Consider the following 15,090-nt stretch of genomic DNA (forward strand, 5'->3'; position numbering starts at 1 on the left):
CGTCCACCTTACGGGCTCGCCGTGCACGTTCGGCGTTAAGGCACCCTGGTTCACCGGGGTGGACTCGAAGCCTGCGCCCAGAACCGCTGCGGTACGCGGCCGGCGCTGCGCGCGAGGTGACCGGCGACGACGGCCGATCGCATCGCCGACGCCATCCGTTCGGGGTCCGCCGCCCGGGTGACGGCCGTCGAGAGCAGGACGGCGTCGCAGCCGAGCTCCATCGCCAGCGTCGCATCGGACGCCGTGCCGATCCCGGCGTCCAGGATCACCGGCACGCCCGCCCGGGAGACGATCAGCTCGATGTTGTGCGGATTCCGGATGCCGAGGCCGGTGCCGATCGGCGCGCCCAGCGGCATCACCGCGGCGCAGCCGGCCTCCTCCAGGCGCAGGGCCAGCACCGGGTCGTCGTTCGTGTAGGCGAACACGGTGAACCCGTCGGCGGTCAGCCGTTCGGCGGCGTCGAGGGTCTCGAACGGGTCCGGCAGCAACGTCCGGTCGTCGGCGTGCACCTCGAGCTTGACCAGGTCGGTGCCGAGGGCCTCCCGCGCGAGCTGCGCGGTGAGCACGGCTTCGGCGGCCGTGCGGCAGCCCGCGGTGTTCGGCAGCAGCTCGATCCCGAGCTTGGTGAGCAGTTCGAGGACACCGGAGCCGCCCTCGGCGTCCGCGCGGCGCATCGCGACCGTGGTCAGCTCGGTGCCGGACGCGACCAGCGCGCGTTCGAGCACGGCGAGGTTGGCCGCGCCGCCGGTGCCGATGATCAGCCGGGACGTCAGCTTGCAGGGGCCGATGACCAGCGGTTCCGTCTCCATTTCAGCCTCCCTGGACGGCGGTGAGCACGTCGACGCCCGCGCCCTTCGGCACGGCCGTGGTGGCCCAGTCGGTGCGGCGGACGACGACGCCGTCGACCGCGACGGCGATGCCGGGCCGCTGCCCGCCGGACGCGTCGAGGACGTCGGCGACGGTCGCGCCGTCCGGGAACTCCGTCCACCGGCCGTTGAGCTTGATCTCCATCACACGTGCTCCTTCTGGTGCAGGCGGTCGGGCGAAGCCGCTTCGACGCCTTCGGGCGGCTTCTCGCCTTCGAGCCACGCGACCACGGCGTCCGCGGTCACGGGGGCCATGAGCAGGCCGTTGCGGTGGTGCCCGGTCGCGGCGAAGACGCCGTCGTCCAGGACGCCGATGTACGGCAGCACGTCCCGGCTGCCGGCCCGCAGGCCCGCGGCGGTCTCGACCAGCTCGTACTCGGTGATCGCGGGGAACACCCGTTCGGCGCCCTCGATCAGCTCGCGGACCCCGCGGGCGGTGACGGCCTGGTCGAAGCCCGCTTCGTACTGCGTCGCGCCGAGGACGAGCTCCTGGTCGCCGCGCGGCACGAGGTAGATCGGGTGCCCCTCGACGACGGCGCGAACCGTGCGTTTCGGCGGCGGGAGGCAGCCGCGCCGGGGCCGGAGCCGGAGGATTTCGCCCTTGAGCGGGCGGACCGCCCCGGCGAGCCGCGGGTGCAGCCGCCCGGTCCACGCGCCCGCCGCGAGCACGACGGCGTCCGCGTCCGGCGGGGCGGCCACGCGTTCCCGGACGAACCGCACATCGCGTTCCTGGCAGGCCGCGTACAGCGCGTTGAGCAGTTTCCGGTTGTCCACGGCCAGGTCGCCGGGCACGTGGAGTCCACTTCGGACGGATCCGGTGCCCGGTTCGAGCCGCCGGGCTTCCCGGCCGGTGAGGCGTTCGGCCGTGCGGCCCAGCGCGTGCAGGTGACCGGCGAGGATGTCGAGGTACCCCGCGTCGGCGCTGTCGAAGGCGACGACCAGCGTCCCGTGCTCGGCCAGGCCGGGGTCGACGCCCTCTTGCGCGAGGTCGCGCGCGAAGCCGGGCCAACGGCGCAGGGACTCCTCGCCGAGGCTGAGGACGTCCTCCTCGCCCGGCCAGGCCTCGGTGACCGGGGCGAGCATGCCGCCGGCCAGCCACGACGCGCCGCCGCGGACGGGTTCGGGGTCGTAGAGGGTGACGCTTCGGCCGGTTCGCGCCGCGCGCCACGCGGCGGACAGCCCGATCACGCCGCCGCCGACCACTGCCAGGTTGTTCGTCATGGGATCACGCTCCCTGCGCCGGCATGACCCGGATCAGGTTCCACGGTCGGAGCGGCAGCTCCCTCTCAGCCCGTGCCCCGGGCTCCCGTGCGGACCCGTCCACCCTACGTGCCGTTGGTCGATAATCCAAGCGCGGTCACGGCCGGATGGCTTTCACGGCAACGGCACCGGGTCTTGGCCGGACCGTCCGCCGGCGGGGTACGGTCGCCGCCATGCCCGCCCTCTCCGGTGACAAGATCCGCGCCCGGCTCGACGCCGCTCGCCTGTACCTCTGCACGGACGCCCGCACGGCCCGCGGCGACCTGGCCGCGTTCGCCGACGCGGCGCTGGCCGGCGGCGTCGACATCATCCAGCTGCGCGACAAGACCGGCGGCGCGCCGCTCGAGGCCGCGGCCGAGATCGCGGCGCTGGAGGTGCTGGCCGAGGCCTGCGCGCGGCACGGGGCGCTGCTGTCGGTGAACGACCGGGCGGACGTGGCGCTGGCGGTCGGCGCGGACGTCCTCCACCTGGGCCAGGACGACATCCCGGTGGCGCTGGCCCGGCGGATCCTGGGCGAGGACGTCGTCATCGGCCGCTCGACGCACTCGGTGGCGCAGGCCACCGCGGCCGCGGCCGAACCGGGCGTGGACTACTTCTGCACGGGTCCCTGCTGGCCGACGCCGACGAAGCCGGGCCGCTCGGCGCCGGGCCTGGACCTGGTCCGCTCGACCGCCGCATCGACGCCCGGCCGGCCCTGGTTCGCGATCGGCGGCATCGACGCCGGCCGGCTGCCCTCGGTCCTCGAAGCGGGCGCGTCGCGGATCGTGGTCGTCCGGGCGATCACCGAGGCCGAGGACCCCGAGTCCGCCGCCCGCGAACTGCGCGCCCGCCTCCCCTGACGGTTACGGGGTCGGGGTGGTCGCCGCGCCCTGGCTGGTGGGCGGGGCCGAGGTCGTCGGCTGCTGGGCCGTCGTGCTCGGGGTCGTCGGCGTCGGCGAGCTGCTCGGGGTGCTCGACGTCGTCGGCGCGGTGGGCGTCGTCGTCTCCGTCGTCGTGGTCCGGGTGGGCGACTCCTGCGTGTCGTCCGTCGGAGCCGTCGGCGTGGTCGACGGGGTCCTGTCGGTCTGGCCGCCGCCGTTGCCGAAGATCTTGCCGATGCCCGCGCCCGTCCCGCCGGCCACCTTGCCGCCGGTCGCCGCCTCCACGCCGACGATCGCCAGGATCGCCACCGCGAACGCCACCACGCTCGTGCCGATGACCAGCGGCCAGCGCAGCTTCCGCAGCCGCGACGGCTGCTCCTCGAGCGGGCCGTCCGGCTTCGGCAGCCGGACCGTCGGCTGCTCGGTGATGGGCACGGCCGACGGCAGCGGCTGGTCGGTGATCTCGTTGATCGCGATGACCTGCCCCCGGCGCCGGATGCCGGACGTCGCCAGCTGCCGCGCCTTGAGCGCGGCGTCCTTCGTGCGCTGCAGCGAGCGCAGGTAGATCTCGCCGCCGACCGTCGTGATCACGCTCGCCACGCCCGCCCCGGCCACCGTGCCGGCGACGCCGAGCGTCGACCCGAGCAGCGCCGCCGTCACCGCCGCGAGCGCCGCCGCCAGCACCTGCGCGATGCGCAGGCCCGACTTCTGTTCCTTCTCCCCTGAAGGCTGTTCCGTCTCCTTGCTCATGATCCCGATCCGCTAGAAAGTCTTCTCCCCGTTCCCAACGTGTAAGGCGCGCGAGGAACTCCCCGCGTTGCCGGAGCGTGAGCAGCACCACTCCCACTGTCCACAATAGACAGTACGGGCCGAACACTTTCTTGACATACTCGGCACATGGAACTGGTGACGATCTCCGACATCGAAGCCGCGGCGAAGCGCGTCCAGGGGGTCGCCGTGCGCACACCCCTGTTGCGCCAAACGTGGGATCCTCGCGAAAACCTCTGGCTCAAACCCGAAAGCCTCCAACCGGTCGGCGCGTTCAAGGTGCGCGGCGCGTACAACGCGATCGCCACCCTCGACGACGAACGGCGTACCCGCGGTGTCATCGCTTACTCCAGCGGCAACCACGCGCAAGCGGTCGCGTACGCCGCGCAGCGGTTCGGCGTGCCCGCCGTGATCGTCGTACCGGACATCGCACCGCGGATCAAGGTCGAGGCCACCCGCTCCTACGGCGCCGAAGTGATCGAGGTGCCGATCGGCGAGCACGAGGGCAAAGCGCACGAACTGGCCACCGAACGCGGCCTGACCCTCATCGCGCCCTTCGACGACGCGGCCGTCATCGCCGGGCAGGGCACCGCGGGCCTCGAGATCGCCGAGGACCTCCCGGACGTCGAGGTCGTGCTCGTGCCGGTCAGCGGCGGCGGGCTGGCCGGCGGGGTCGGTGCCGCGGTCAAGGCGCGCTGCCCGCGCGCCCGCGTGATCGGGGTCGAGCCCGCGCTGGCCGGCGACACGGCCGAGGGGCTGCGGCTGGGCCGCCGCGCCGACTGGCCGCAGGCCGACCGCGCCCGCACGATCGCCGACGGCCTGCGCGCGCAACCGTCCGAGCTGACCTTCGCCCACCTGCGGGAAGTCGTCGACGACATGGTCACGGTCACCGAGGACGAGATCCGCGAGGCCGTGCGCACCCTCGCCCGCAAGGCCCGGCTGGTCGCCGAACCGAGCGGCGCGGTGACGACGGCGGCGTACCTGTTCCACGCCGGCGAGCTGCCGGCCGGCCGCACGGTCGCGATCGTCTCCGGCGGCAACGCCGACCCGGCGGTGTTCGCGGAGATCCTCGCGGGCTGAACCGGCGCTAGTCGCCGGCCACCGGGGTGCCGCGGCGGACGTGGGTCGGCGGGCCCTCGACGCCGCAGTGGTAGCACTCGCCCAGGTGCGGGCACTCGTCCGAATCCGGCGGCGCGGGCTCGGCCGGGGGCGCCAGGACGCCGTTGTGGATGCCCAGCGCGATCAGCCCGCCGGCGATCGCCAGGACCGCGCAGATGACCAGCGCCATCCGCCAGCCCGCGGTCAGCGCCACCGGGTCCGCGTACGCCTCGCCGGTCAGCCCCGCCGCCGCGGGCAGCACCGCGACCGCCAGGAGACCGCCCGAGCGGGCGATCGCGTTGTTGACGCCGGACGCCACCCCGGCGTACCGGTCCGGGGCCGCGGCGAGCACCGTCGCGGTCACCGGGGCCACCACCGTCGCCAGCCCGAGCCCGAACACGACGACCGCGGGCAGCACCGCGCCCAGGTAGGACGCGCCGGGCGCGATACGCAACATCAGCAACATCCCGATGCCGACGACGATCGGGCCGGCCACCAGCTGCGCCCGCGGGCCGATGCGCTGGGCCAGCGCCCCCGACCGCCCCGACAGCAGCAGCATGATCACCGTCAGCGGCAGCCCGGCCAGGCCGGACGCCGTCGGCGAGTAGTGCAGCGACACCTGCAGCTGCATGACCAGCAGCATCATCACGCCGCCGAGCGCCGCGTACATGGCGAAGGTCAGCGCGTTGGCCAGGGTGAACGTCCGGTCGCGGAACAGCGACGGCGGCACCAGCGGCTCGCGCGAGCGGTGCTGGACGACGACGAACGCGGTCAGGCCCGCGATCCCGAGCAGGCCCGCGACCAGCACGACCGGGTCGCCGATGCCCCGCACCGGCGCCTCCACCAGGGCGCCGGTGACGCCGGCGAGGCCGAGCGCACCGAGTGCGGCGGCGCCGAAGTCCGGGTGCCCGGTCGCGTCCGGGTCGCGGGACTCGGGCACGAACTTCCGCGCCATCAGCACGACGACCAGCGCGATCGGGACGTTGATCAGGAACGCGAGCCGCCACGACCAGACCTGGACGAGGAAGCCGCCGAGCAGCGGGCCGGCGGCGGCCGCGATGCCGCCGAGGCCGGACCAGGCGCCGATCGCCCGGGCGCGCGCGTCGTGCGCGAAGGACGACTGGAGGATCGCGAGCGACCCGGGCGTCAGCAGGGCGCCGCCGATGCCCTGCAGGATCCGCATCGCGACGAGCATCTCGGTCGACACCGCGGCGGCGCACAGCCCGGAGGCGACGCCGAACCAGACGACGCCGACGAGGTACACGCGGCGCCGGCCGTACCGGTCGCCGAGCGAGCCGGCGACGAGGATGAGCGCGGCGAGCGCCAGCAGGTAGCCGTCGAGGATCCACTGCAGCCCGGCGACGGACGCGTTGAGCTCGGCGCCGATGCGGGGCAGGGCGACGTTGACGATGGTGCCGTCGAGCATCGCCATGCCCGACCCGAGGATCGTGGTGGCCAGCACCCCGCGCGCGGCGTGCGTCCCCCAGCGGATCCCGGTGTCTTCAGTGGCTGTCACCCTGCCACTTCACCCCGGCCGGAGATCGCCGTCAACAACTCAGGGCATCAGCGTGGTGACGAACTTGTACCGGTCGCCGCGGTAGACCGACCGCGCGAACTCGACCGGCTTGCCGTCGGTGGCGAACGAGTGCCGGGTCAGCCGCAGCACCGGCATGCCGACGTCGGCGCCGAGCATCTCCGCCTCTTCCGGACCCGCGAGCGACGTCTCGATCGACTCCTCGGCGCGTTCGAGTTCGACGCCGAAGTGCTCGCGCAGAACGGCGTACAACGAACCGCCGGCCGAGATGTGCTTGCGCAGCCCGCGAAACCGGCCGGCCGGCAGGTGCGAGGTTTCCAGTGCCATCGGCTGCGAGTCCGCCAGTCGAAGCCGTCGAAGGCGAAGAATTTTCGCACCCGTCCGGATTCCGAGCAGTTTCGCGAGGTCGCCCTCGGCCGGCAGCTCTTCGAGCTCGAGGAGCTTCGAAGACGGCTTCAGGCCCTGCCGGCGCATGTCCTCGGTGTAGGACGACAGCTGCAGCCGCTGGGCGAGCTTCGGCTCGGCCGCGAAGGTGCCTTTCCCCTGCACGCGGTGCAGGCGGCCCTCGGCGGTCAGGTCGGCCAGCGCCTGGCGCACGGTGGTGCGGGAGACCGTGAACTCCCCGGCGAGCGCGCGTTCGGTCGGGATCGGCGACCCCGGCGGCAGCACGTCCAGGAGGTCGAGGAGGTGCTGTTTCAGCGCCCAGTACTTGGGCTCGCGCTGCCCGCGGATCCCGGCGACGGCGCCCGCCTCGCCCGTGGTGGTGGTCTCCAACATGCCCGACTCCCTATGTCTTCCCTCATTGCGCGCCACGTCCCCGTAAGAAACGTACCCTTTTCCCCAAACCCGCCGCCCTACTAACATTGGTCTAGACCTGACCGACGCCGCCTGAGTCCGGTACATAATGCCGGAGGTGGAGAGGAAAATGATGACCGAACAACGGCCCGGCGAGCACATGGCCGCGGAGATCGCCCAGCAGCCGGACGTCCTGGCGGGACTGGTCGAGCGTCAGGCGGAAATCGCCGGGGTGGCGGAAAAGATCTCACAACGGCCCCCGCGCTTCGCTTTGCTCGCCGCGCGTGGATCGAGTGACCACGCAGCGTTGTATGCGAAGTACCTGATCGAGGTACTTCTCGGCCTTCCGGCTGGTCTTGTCTCCCCGTCCACGGCGACGCTGTACGGCGCGCGGCCCGATCTGCGGGACGTGCTGTTCGTCACGGTCAGCCAGAGCGGTGGTTCGCCCGACCTGATCGAGGTCACCGAGACGGCGCGGCGCCAGGGCGCGCTGACGGTGTCCGTGACCAATACGCCCGATTCGCCGCTGCGTGCGGCGTCCGAGCTCGGCGTCGACATCGGCGCGGGCGTCGAGAAGGCCGTCGCGGCGACCAAGACGTACTCCGCGACGCTGATGGCGCTGTACCTGCTGATCGACGCCGTGCGCGGCGGCAAGGCGGCCGACGCCGAGAAGATCGGCGAACTGGCGCAGCAGACGCTCGACGGGGCCGCAGAGGGCGTGCAGCGCGCCGTCGACCGGTACCGCTTCGTCAACCGCGTGCTGACCACGGCCCGCGGCTACTCCTACGCCACCGCGCTCGAGGCGTCGCTGAAGCTGGCCGAGACCAGCTACCTCGCGGCCCGCGCGTACAGCGGCGCGGACCTGCTGCACGGCCCGGTCGCGGCCGTCGACGACCAGACCGCGGTGCTCGCGGTGACCAGCGCCGGGCACGGCGCGGAGGCGATGCGCGAGGTCATCGACGCCGTCGGCAAGCGCGGCGCGGACGTCGTGGCGGTCGGTTCGGCCTCGGCGGCGGCCCCCGCCGCGCTGCGCATCGACGTTCCCCAGACCGTCGAGGAGCTGGCGCCGATCCTGGAGATCCTGCCGATCCAGCGGATCGCGCTCGGCCTGTCGCTCGCCCGCGGCGGCGACCCGGACAGCCCGCGCGGCCTGCTGAAGGTGACCAAGACGCGGTGAGCTTCCCGGTCACCGTCGACGCCGGCGGCACGTCGACCAGGGCTGCCCTGGTCGACGCCGCCGGCGCCGTTCTGGGCACCGGGCGCGGTGAAGGCGCCAACCCCAACGCGCACACGCCCGGGGTCGCCGCGGGCCGGATCGCCGAGGCGATCACCGCCGCGCTGGGCGGGCACGACCCGGGCGCCGTGCGGGCGTGCGTCGTCGGCATGGCCGGGGTCAGCAAGCTGAGCGACCCGGCGGTGGCCGCGGTCTTCGACGCGGCGTGGGCGCGGATCGGGCTCACCGGAACCGTGCGCGTGGTGGCCGACGCCGAAGTGGCGTACGCGTCCGCGACGTCGGCGCCGGACGGGACGGTGCTCGTCGCCGGCACCGGCTCGATCGCGGGCCGGATCCGCAAGCGGCGCTTGGCCGGCACCGCCGGCGGCTACGGCTGGCTGCTGGGCGACGAAGGGTCCGCGTTCTGGCTCGGGCGCGAGGCCGTCCGATCCACTTTGGAGGCTCTGGGCCGCGGGCTGCCGCTCGACGGGCTCCCGTCGGCGGTGCTGGCCGCCGCGCTCGGACCGTCCGGTTTGGACGTCCGGACGGACGCCGAACGGCTCGTCGCGTCCCGCGCGCTGATCACCGCGGCCAACGCCGAGGCGCCGGTCCGGCTGGCCCGGTTCGCGCCGTTGGTGAGCGCGGCGCACGACGCGGGAGAGCCCGCGGCGAGCGGGATAGTCGCCCGGGCGGCCGAGCTTCTGGTCGCCAACGCCCTCGCCGCGCGCGAGCCCGGCGAGGCGGGCCCGGTCGTGCTCGTCGGCTCGGTGCTCACCGGGACCAGCCCGGTCGGCACCCTGGTCCGCCGTGGGTTGTCCGGCCTCGAGGTGCTGACCAGCTCCGATGGGGTCCTCGGGGCGGCCTGGCTCGCCGCCGTCGACGCCTTCGGCGAAGGGGTGGTTAGACCAGTATTTCCCTAAACCGGGCGCGAAATCGCCAAAACATCGACTGAACCCGGGTGTTCCGGGTAACGTAGGCAGTGGCCCCCGGACCCTCCCCCCTCGCCGGGGGCCGCCTTATGTCCTGGGTACGTCGTCGGGGCCGTCCGGGGCCAGGCGCAGTCCGGGGTGTTCCGGCGGCAGCGCCCGGTACAGCACCCAGCCGCTCACCGCGACGGTCAGCGCGACCAACGGCCACGAGAGCACCGTCCGGGCCACGCCGAGCGCGATCACCTGGCCGGACCACCACAGCAGGCCGTAGACGACGACGCGCAGCGTGTACTGGCCGAACACCCACACCCAGCTGGCGCGCGAGTACGCCTTCAGCAGCACCGGGTCGCGGCGCCAGCGCGTCTTCTGGCCCAGCAGCAGGCCGACGACGACGCCGAGCAGCGGCCACCGGACCACGATGCTGGCCGCCCACAGCAGGGCGCTGGCCACATTGGACATCAGCTGCAGCAGGAAGAAGTCCTGGGCGCGCCCGGTGTGCAGGGCGATCAGCGCGGCCGCGACGACGGCGGCCAGGCTGACCACGAGCGCGCGGACCTTCCCGCCGCGGACCATCCGGTAGACACCGAGCGCGACGGCGACCGCGATGGCCGCGCCGGCACCCCACGCGATCGACTGCCCGGCCGCCAGCCAGCCGACGACGAAGCCGACGGGCGGGATGCTGGCGTCGAGCGCGCCCCGGCGGCCGCCGAGGATCTGCGTGAGCGACTCACGGGGTTCTGCGGACACGTGTCCAGCCTGCCGGATCGCGGCGCGGGCGCTCCAAGCAGGGAGATTTTCGCCACATCGGATGTGGTATTCGCCTTCGAGTGTGCTGTCTCACGGCATGCCGAAGGTGAAGACTGCGTAATAGAGAGGCGGGGAAGGCCGACAAGATAAGACACTGTGACCGCGAGCTGAACACCGGTGGGACACAGATGGTTAGTTGGGGTGTACAACTACATGTCGGGGAGTGTCGGTCGCAGGACGGGAAGGGGACCCAACGTGTACGGATTCGACAGCTATGTGGCGATCGGTGACAGCTTCACCGAGGGGCTGAACGACGAGCTGCCGGACGGTTCGTTCCGCGGCTGGGCCGACCGCCTCGCGGAGATCCTCGCGGCCGGGCGGGCCGGCTTCCAGTACGCGAACCTGTCCCTGCGGGGCAAGATGCTCGACGAGATCATGGACGAGCAGCTCCCGATCGCGCTCGACCTGAAGCCCGACCTGGTCACGCTCTGCGCGGGCGGCAACGACATCATCGTCCCGGGGGCGGACGTGGACGCGGTGGCGGAGCGCTTCGAAGAGGGCGTCGCGAAGCTGCGCGAGGCGGGGATCCCGGTGCTGATCTTCAACGGGCCGGACACGAAGGTCCTCTCGGTCATGTCGGTCCTGCGCGGCAAGGTGGCGATCTACAACACGCACCTGTGGGCGATCGCGGAGCGCCACGGCGCCCGGATGGTCGACCTGTGGACGATGGCCCCGCTGCACGACCGCCGCGCCTGGAGCGACGACCGCCTGCACTTCTCCCCGGACGCCCACCGGCGCATCGCGCTGAAGTCGGCGGAGGTCCTGGGCGTCCCGGTGGCGAGCGACTGGCGCGAGCCGTGGCCGTCGGAAGACCACCCGTACCGGTGGATCGACTCGCGCCGCTCGGACCTGACGTGGACGAAGGTGCACCTGCTGCCCTGGATCCGCCGCCAGCTGCGCGGCGAGTCCATGGGGGACGGCCTGTCGCCCAAGCGGCCGCAGCTGTCCCCGCTGGTCCCGCTCGACGTGCTCGAGGTGCCCGACAGCGCCCAGCAGGCCAGCTGACGGGCGTTCGCCCCACGGTCCGTACCCGGGCGATCACCGGGTCGCCAGTTGTCCCCATGTCGACACGCCTGGGGACAACTTGTGGACCACCACCCTCCTCCGGCTCGCCAACCCGCCGGACCCGGCTTACGCTCCCCTTATGCCCGGTGGTCGTCGCTGGATCCTCGTGGTCCCGATCGCGGTGCTGGTCACGGCGCTGCTCGCGGGGGTCGTCACCTGGGCTCAGGGCGGCAACATCCAGCGCGACCTCACCTCCGACGCCCAGGCCGCGCTCGCCGGGGCCGGGCTGACCAAGGGGAACGTCAGCTTCGACGGCCGGGACGCCACCCTCAGCGGCTTCCCGCCCGACCAGGCGCTCCGGGCCCTCGAGGTCGTCCAGAAGGTCGACGGCGTCCGCGCCGCCCAGCTCGACGGGGACGTCACCCCGGTGGCCCCCAGCAGCCCGCCGCCGAGCACGACGCCGCCCGAGAGCAGCAGCCCGCCGCCGACCACCACCGCCACCGCGCCCCCGCCGCCCACCGACAAGGCCGGCGTGCAGGCCGAGATCGACCGGATGCTCGCCGAGACGCCGATCACCTTCGTGCCGGACACCGCCCGGCTGACACCCGAAGGCGAGCAGGCCGCCGTCGCCGTCGCGGTCGCGATCGCCAAGTCGCCGGAGACCTTCCGGTACCGCGTCACCGGCCACGCCGCCCTCGGGTCGGGCAGTGCGAGCGGCGCGCTGAAGCTCTCCCGGGACCGCGCCAGGGCCGTCGTGCGGATCCTCACCACCAACGGGCTGACGGCCGAGCGCCTGACCGCACGGGGGCTGGGCGACACCCGGCCGTCCGGCGGCGAAGAGGACCGGCGCGTCGAGATCACGGTCGTTTGAGGGGTGAGTGAGCAGATGGTGTGGCTGTTCGGGCAGATCTGGCTGTGGCTGATCATCGCCTTCCTCCTCGGCGCGCTCACGTCGTGGCTCGTCCTGCGCACCGCACAGCGCCCGAAAGCCGAACCGGTGCCCGAAGACCACTACTACGACGAGCCGGAGCCCGAGCCGGAGCCGCTGGCGGCCGAGCAGACCCAGTTCATCCCGGCCGCCTGGGCGCAGCACGAGACCGATCGCCCCCAGGCCGTCCACGACGACGACGGACCCGAACCCGCGGGCCACCGCGAAGGGCACTTGCCGATGCCGCCGCAGCACGCCCTGCAGGCCGAGGACTGGCCCACCGAAGAGGAGCCGGCCTGGCCCGGAGCCGACGACCTGCCCGAGGCCACTCCCCAGTGGCCGCACCAGCCTGGGCGCGGTGGCTGACACCCATCCTGGTAAGTTCGGCTACGCACTGTGAGCGAAGGCCGAGGAGGGGGTGGCGTGGCGCTCCCCCATTGGACGTCGCAGCAGGTCCTGCCGCCGGGCCGCCACGCCTGCGATCTGGCCGACGTCTACGAGCGGCTCGTGTTCGACGCGCCGTACCAGAACGAGCGCGAGATCCTCTTCAGCGCGCTCAACAGCTACCTCGGCGTGGCCCGGCGGATCATGCCGTCCGGGCGGGCCTGGGTCGGCGGCGAGCTCATCACCCGCGGCGCGCACCCGCCGCGCGGCCTCGACGTCGTCCTCATCCCGGACGAGTGGGGCGCGCTCAAGCGCCTCGACGACGCCGGCCGCTCGGCCCTGTACGGCCTGCTGACGCTGCGCGGCGTGATCGTCGGGCAGCCCGCGATGTACCTCGATCAGGTTCAGCCGGTCGGGGGGATGCTGGACGGCTTCCTGTGCCGCCCGGGCGACGAAGACGTCTGGGCCGAGGTGTGGGCCGAAGGCGGCAGGGGCTACCCGGAGATGATCTGGTGAAGAACGAGTTCCGGCGCATCGCCGACGAGATCCCCGGCGGCACGTGGCTCGACGACCTGGCGCGCGCCTCGGCGATGGCGGCCAACGCCAAGTTCGAGCGGACGTCCCGCTCGCCGCTGCTGCACGTCTCGGTGATCGGCGAGCAGACCATCGACGCGTACACGTTCTCGGACATCAGCCGCGCGCTGCAGGACGCGACGGCCAAGATCGGGCACATCATCCGGAACCCGTCCGGCGAGGTCACGCAGGTCCAGCAGGCCGACCGCGACAAGGCGCCGCTGATCCAGCGCGGCCAGGCGGGCAACGCGATCTTCTTCGGCTTCCCGGAGCTCGACGTCACCGACGACGCGCTGATCGTGGACGGCATCGAGACGCTGTCCGAGCGCGCGGTCAAGGAGCTGTGCGACTTCCTGCCGGCGAACGGCTCCGACGACGGCGCGCTCGACGCCGTGCTGCTGCAGCGCGACACGGTCCGCAACGCGGTGAGCGACATCGTCAACGCCGTGGCGAAGAACGCGGGCATCGGGATGGCGCTGACGCCGACGTCCGGCGAGCAGGTCACCCGCAGCATGACCACCGAGCAGGCCCGGATCCTGCAGGGCAGCCTCCGCGAGTCGCGCGAGGCCGTCGGGTACGAGACGGTGCGCGGGCGGCTCGACGGCGTCCGCACCCGGCGCCGGATCTTCTACCTCGACCGCGAGCCGGGCGGGACGATCCAGGGCGCGGTGGCGCCGGACCTGCTCGACCAGATCAAGGAGAACCTCGACCGCCCGGTGACCGCCCGGCTGCGCGTCGTCCGCACGACGACGATCGACGGGCGCCGCGGTCGTCCCGTTTTCGAGCTTCTCGAAATCACTCCCGAAGTGAGCCTTTTCGACTGAGAAGTCCGGTATACGACTTTCGCCGTGGGCGACCCTGCCGACACCCGTCGTAGGCCCCACGGCGGTACTGGGATGTCCGTACGGTATTTACGATACCGGCTGCGAGGTCGACGAACCGGCCACGGAACAGTGGGAACTCCGATATTCTTCCCATTGATCACCGGGCCACACCCTGCGCACGTTGTCAGGAAATACCGATACCTGGCACAAAATGGTGGGACAATGACTTTTTCCAGAATGTAACAATTTCGTCTGCGGGCACTCTTATGGGTTAACGTCGTCGCACTCCCACCCGAAGGGGTCCGCATGATGACCGACCCGCAGTACCCGCCGCCGACCGCCGCGCGCCACGGAAGGCCCGCGCCACCGGTGACGGCCACGGAGCGTCGTCAAGCCAACGCGAAACCCGGCCGGAACATCCTGGCGATCATCGGCCTGCTGCTCGGCGTGGCCGCCCTGGTCGTCACGTTCGTCCCGGACTTCGGGTACGTCGCGTGGCCCCTCGCCGGGATCGGCCTGGTCCTGGCGATCGCCGGATTGGTCCAGGTCAAGAAGGGCACCGTGGGCGACCGCGGGCTGGCGGTCACCGCGCTCGTGGCGACGATCGCGGCCCTGCTGACGACGGCCGGGATGCTGCTCTACTCGACCTTCTTCGGCGGCGGCGAGGCCGGCCTGCACCTGCCTTCGGTCGCCGGCGACAAGCACTCCGTGACGTTCCAGGTGACCTCGGCGGGCGGCGCGACCGTGCGCTACGGCAGCCTTTCCGACCAGCGCACGGAAAACGCGCCCGCGAGCACCGACGCGTGGGAAGGCCAGGCGTCCTACAACAATGGTTCGTACCTGTTGACGCTGACCGCGGACACCCGCAATTCGAACGTGAACAACGAAATCAGCTGCGCCATTCTGGTCGACGGCAAGAAGGTCGCGGAAAACAGCGGGACGACGATCGCGCTCTGCACGGCGAACGTGGGCTGAGCCTGGCGACCGGCCGGCCTACCCCCACGTCGGCCGGCCGGGCCGCCACGAGCCGCTCCTGGCGGCTCCCGGCCCCGGCGGGAGTTTTCCCGCGCGGGGCCCGGCGCCGGCGTCTCAGCCTGCCCCTCCCCTAGGGCTCAGCCGGCACCACCGAACCTACGCGGACGTAGGCCGGCGACACTAAGAATCCACTAAGGATCGACCCCGGTTCCGGGCCGTTTCCGCCTCACCGGGACACGGACGTGCGGAATTGGCCGCGCCGAAGCCGGGC

General features: G+C 72.6%; 17 protein-coding genes and 1 riboswitch. Of the genes, 10 read left to right on the forward strand and 7 right to left on the reverse strand.

Annotated elements, in window-relative coordinates:
* Positions 1 to 50 precede the first annotated feature (50 nt).
* From thiG to thiO, 3 genes are all read right to left on the reverse strand, one after another.
* Entirely contained in the window at positions 51 to 809 is a 759-nt protein-coding gene (gene thiG, locus ACYVLJ_RS04275) for a thiazole synthase (RefSeq protein ID WP_451968995.1), read from the reverse strand.
* A 1-nt stretch (position 810) separates the two neighbouring features.
* Entirely contained in the window at positions 811 to 1,011 is a 201-nt protein-coding gene (gene thiS / locus ACYVLJ_RS04280) for a sulfur carrier protein ThiS (protein WP_451968997.1), read from the reverse strand.
* Positions 1,011 to 2,087, reverse strand: a complete 1,077-nt coding sequence (gene thiO / locus ACYVLJ_RS04285; RefSeq protein WP_451968999.1) for a glycine oxidase ThiO — start codon at positions 2,085 to 2,087, stop codon at positions 1,011 to 1,013. The genes thiS and thiO overlap by 1 nt, the downstream gene beginning before the upstream one ends.
* A riboswitch (TPP riboswitch) is annotated at positions 2,081 to 2,186 on the reverse strand. Its footprint overlaps the gene before it by 7 nt.
* A gap of 113 nt (positions 2,187 to 2,299) precedes the next feature.
* On the opposite strand from thiO, the gene thiE reads away from it, so the two are divergent.
* Positions 2,300 to 2,965, forward strand: a complete 666-nt coding sequence (thiE, locus tag ACYVLJ_RS04290) for a thiamine phosphate synthase (RefSeq protein WP_460437812.1) — start codon at positions 2,300 to 2,302, stop codon at positions 2,963 to 2,965.
* Between the two features lie 3 nt (positions 2,966 to 2,968).
* Here the strand turns inward: thiE and ACYVLJ_RS04295 are convergent, their stop codons facing one another.
* Positions 2,969 to 3,736, reverse strand: coding sequence for a hypothetical protein (locus ACYVLJ_RS04295; RefSeq protein ID WP_460437813.1), 768 nt, complete (start codon positions 3,734 to 3,736; stop codon positions 2,969 to 2,971).
* A 147-nt stretch (positions 3,737 to 3,883) separates the two neighbouring features.
* Here ACYVLJ_RS04295 and ACYVLJ_RS04300 point away from each other — a divergent pair, with 147 nt between their 5' ends.
* Positions 3,884 to 4,834, forward strand: coding sequence for a threonine ammonia-lyase (locus ACYVLJ_RS04300; RefSeq protein ID WP_460437814.1), 951 nt, complete (start codon positions 3,884 to 3,886; stop codon positions 4,832 to 4,834).
* Between the two features lie 7 nt (positions 4,835 to 4,841).
* Here ACYVLJ_RS04300 and ACYVLJ_RS04305 read toward each other — a convergent pair whose 3' ends face one another.
* Both ACYVLJ_RS04305 and ACYVLJ_RS04310 read right to left on the reverse strand, forming a co-directional pair.
* Entirely contained in the window at positions 4,842 to 6,368 is a 1,527-nt protein-coding gene (locus ACYVLJ_RS04305; protein WP_451969007.1) for an MFS transporter, read from the reverse strand.
* 39 nt (positions 6,369 to 6,407) lie between these two features.
* Positions 6,408 to 7,163 (reverse strand): GntR family transcriptional regulator, encoded by a 756-nt coding sequence (locus tag ACYVLJ_RS04310; protein ID WP_451969009.1) that lies wholly within the window; start codon positions 7,161 to 7,163, stop codon positions 6,408 to 6,410.
* 148 nt (positions 7,164 to 7,311) lie between these two features.
* Between ACYVLJ_RS04310 and ACYVLJ_RS04315 the strand changes: the two genes are divergently transcribed.
* On the forward strand, positions 7,312 to 8,358 hold the full coding sequence (locus tag ACYVLJ_RS04315) for an SIS domain-containing protein (RefSeq protein WP_451969010.1): 1,047 nt from the start codon (positions 7,312 to 7,314) through the stop codon (positions 8,356 to 8,358).
* Complete coding sequence (locus ACYVLJ_RS04320; protein ID WP_460437815.1) at positions 8,355 to 9,314, forward strand: N-acetylglucosamine kinase; 960 nt, start codon at positions 8,355 to 8,357, stop codon at positions 9,312 to 9,314. The genes ACYVLJ_RS04315 and ACYVLJ_RS04320 overlap by 4 nt, the downstream gene beginning before the upstream one ends.
* 96 nt (positions 9,315 to 9,410) lie before the next feature.
* On the opposite strand, the gene ACYVLJ_RS04325 is transcribed toward ACYVLJ_RS04320, so the two are convergent.
* A complete protein-coding gene (locus ACYVLJ_RS04325) occupies positions 9,411 to 10,070 on the reverse strand; it encodes a DUF3159 domain-containing protein (RefSeq protein WP_451969014.1) in 660 nt (219 codons plus the stop codon).
* A 255-nt stretch (positions 10,071 to 10,325) separates the two neighbouring features.
* Between ACYVLJ_RS04325 and ACYVLJ_RS04330 the strand changes: the two genes are divergently transcribed.
* The 6 genes from ACYVLJ_RS04330 to ACYVLJ_RS04355 all read left to right on the forward strand — a co-directional run bounded on the left by ACYVLJ_RS04330 (position 10,326) and on the right by ACYVLJ_RS04355 (position 14,819).
* Positions 10,326 to 11,135, forward strand: a complete 810-nt coding sequence (locus tag ACYVLJ_RS04330) for an SGNH/GDSL hydrolase family protein (RefSeq protein ID WP_460437816.1) — start codon at positions 10,326 to 10,328, stop codon at positions 11,133 to 11,135.
* Between the two features lie 139 nt (positions 11,136 to 11,274).
* Positions 11,275 to 12,006, forward strand: a complete 732-nt coding sequence (locus ACYVLJ_RS04335; protein WP_451969017.1) for an OmpA family protein — start codon at positions 11,275 to 11,277, stop codon at positions 12,004 to 12,006.
* A gap of 3 nt (positions 12,007 to 12,009) precedes the next feature.
* Complete coding sequence (locus tag ACYVLJ_RS04340) at positions 12,010 to 12,429, forward strand: hypothetical protein (RefSeq protein WP_460437817.1); 420 nt, start codon at positions 12,010 to 12,012, stop codon at positions 12,427 to 12,429.
* 57 nt (positions 12,430 to 12,486) lie between these two features.
* Positions 12,487 to 12,963 carry a DUF6932 family protein gene (locus ACYVLJ_RS04345; RefSeq protein WP_451969021.1) on the forward strand — a complete coding sequence of 159 codons (477 nt, stop codon included), beginning with the start codon at positions 12,487 to 12,489 and terminating at the stop codon, positions 12,961 to 12,963.
* Positions 12,960 to 13,844 (forward strand): hypothetical protein, encoded by an 885-nt coding sequence (locus ACYVLJ_RS04350; protein WP_451969023.1) that lies wholly within the window; start codon positions 12,960 to 12,962, stop codon positions 13,842 to 13,844. The genes ACYVLJ_RS04345 and ACYVLJ_RS04350 overlap by 4 nt, the downstream gene beginning before the upstream one ends.
* 306 nt (positions 13,845 to 14,150) lie before the next feature.
* A complete protein-coding gene (locus ACYVLJ_RS04355) occupies positions 14,151 to 14,819 on the forward strand; it encodes a DUF4190 domain-containing protein (protein WP_451969024.1) in 669 nt (222 codons plus the stop codon).
* Positions 14,820 to 15,090 lie beyond the last annotated feature (271 nt).

The organism is Amycolatopsis stemonae (genome assembly GCF_054781455.1).

Bases quoted from the DNA above. Each gene is read 5' to 3' on its own strand.
- thiG (WP_451968995.1), bottom strand. From the start codon at position 809: ATGGAGACGGAACCGCTGGTCATCGGCCCCTGCAAGCTGACGTCCCGG.
- thiS (WP_451968997.1), bottom strand. From the start codon at position 1,011: ATGGAGATCAAGCTCAACGGCCGGTGGACGGAGTTCCCGGACGGCGCG.
- thiO (WP_451968999.1), bottom strand. From the start codon at position 2,087: ATGACGAACAACCTGGCAGTGGTCGGCGGCGGCGTGATCGGGCTGTCC.
- thiE (WP_460437812.1), top strand. From the start codon at position 2,300: ATGCCCGCCCTCTCCGGTGACAAGATCCGCGCCCGGCTCGACGCCGCT.
- ACYVLJ_RS04295 (WP_460437813.1), bottom strand. From the start codon at position 3,736: ATGAGCAAGGAGACGGAACAGCCTTCAGGGGAGAAGGAACAGAAGTCG.
- ACYVLJ_RS04300 (WP_460437814.1), top strand. From the start codon at position 3,884: ATGGAACTGGTGACGATCTCCGACATCGAAGCCGCGGCGAAGCGCGTC.
- ACYVLJ_RS04310 (WP_451969009.1), bottom strand. From the start codon at position 7,163: ATGTTGGAGACCACCACCACGGGCGAGGCGGGCGCCGTCGCCGGGATC.
- ACYVLJ_RS04315 (WP_451969010.1), top strand. From the start codon at position 7,312: ATGATGACCGAACAACGGCCCGGCGAGCACATGGCCGCGGAGATCGCC.
- ACYVLJ_RS04335 (WP_451969017.1), top strand. From the start codon at position 11,275: ATGCCCGGTGGTCGTCGCTGGATCCTCGTGGTCCCGATCGCGGTGCTG.
- ACYVLJ_RS04355 (WP_451969024.1), top strand. From the start codon at position 14,151: ATGATGACCGACCCGCAGTACCCGCCGCCGACCGCCGCGCGCCACGGA.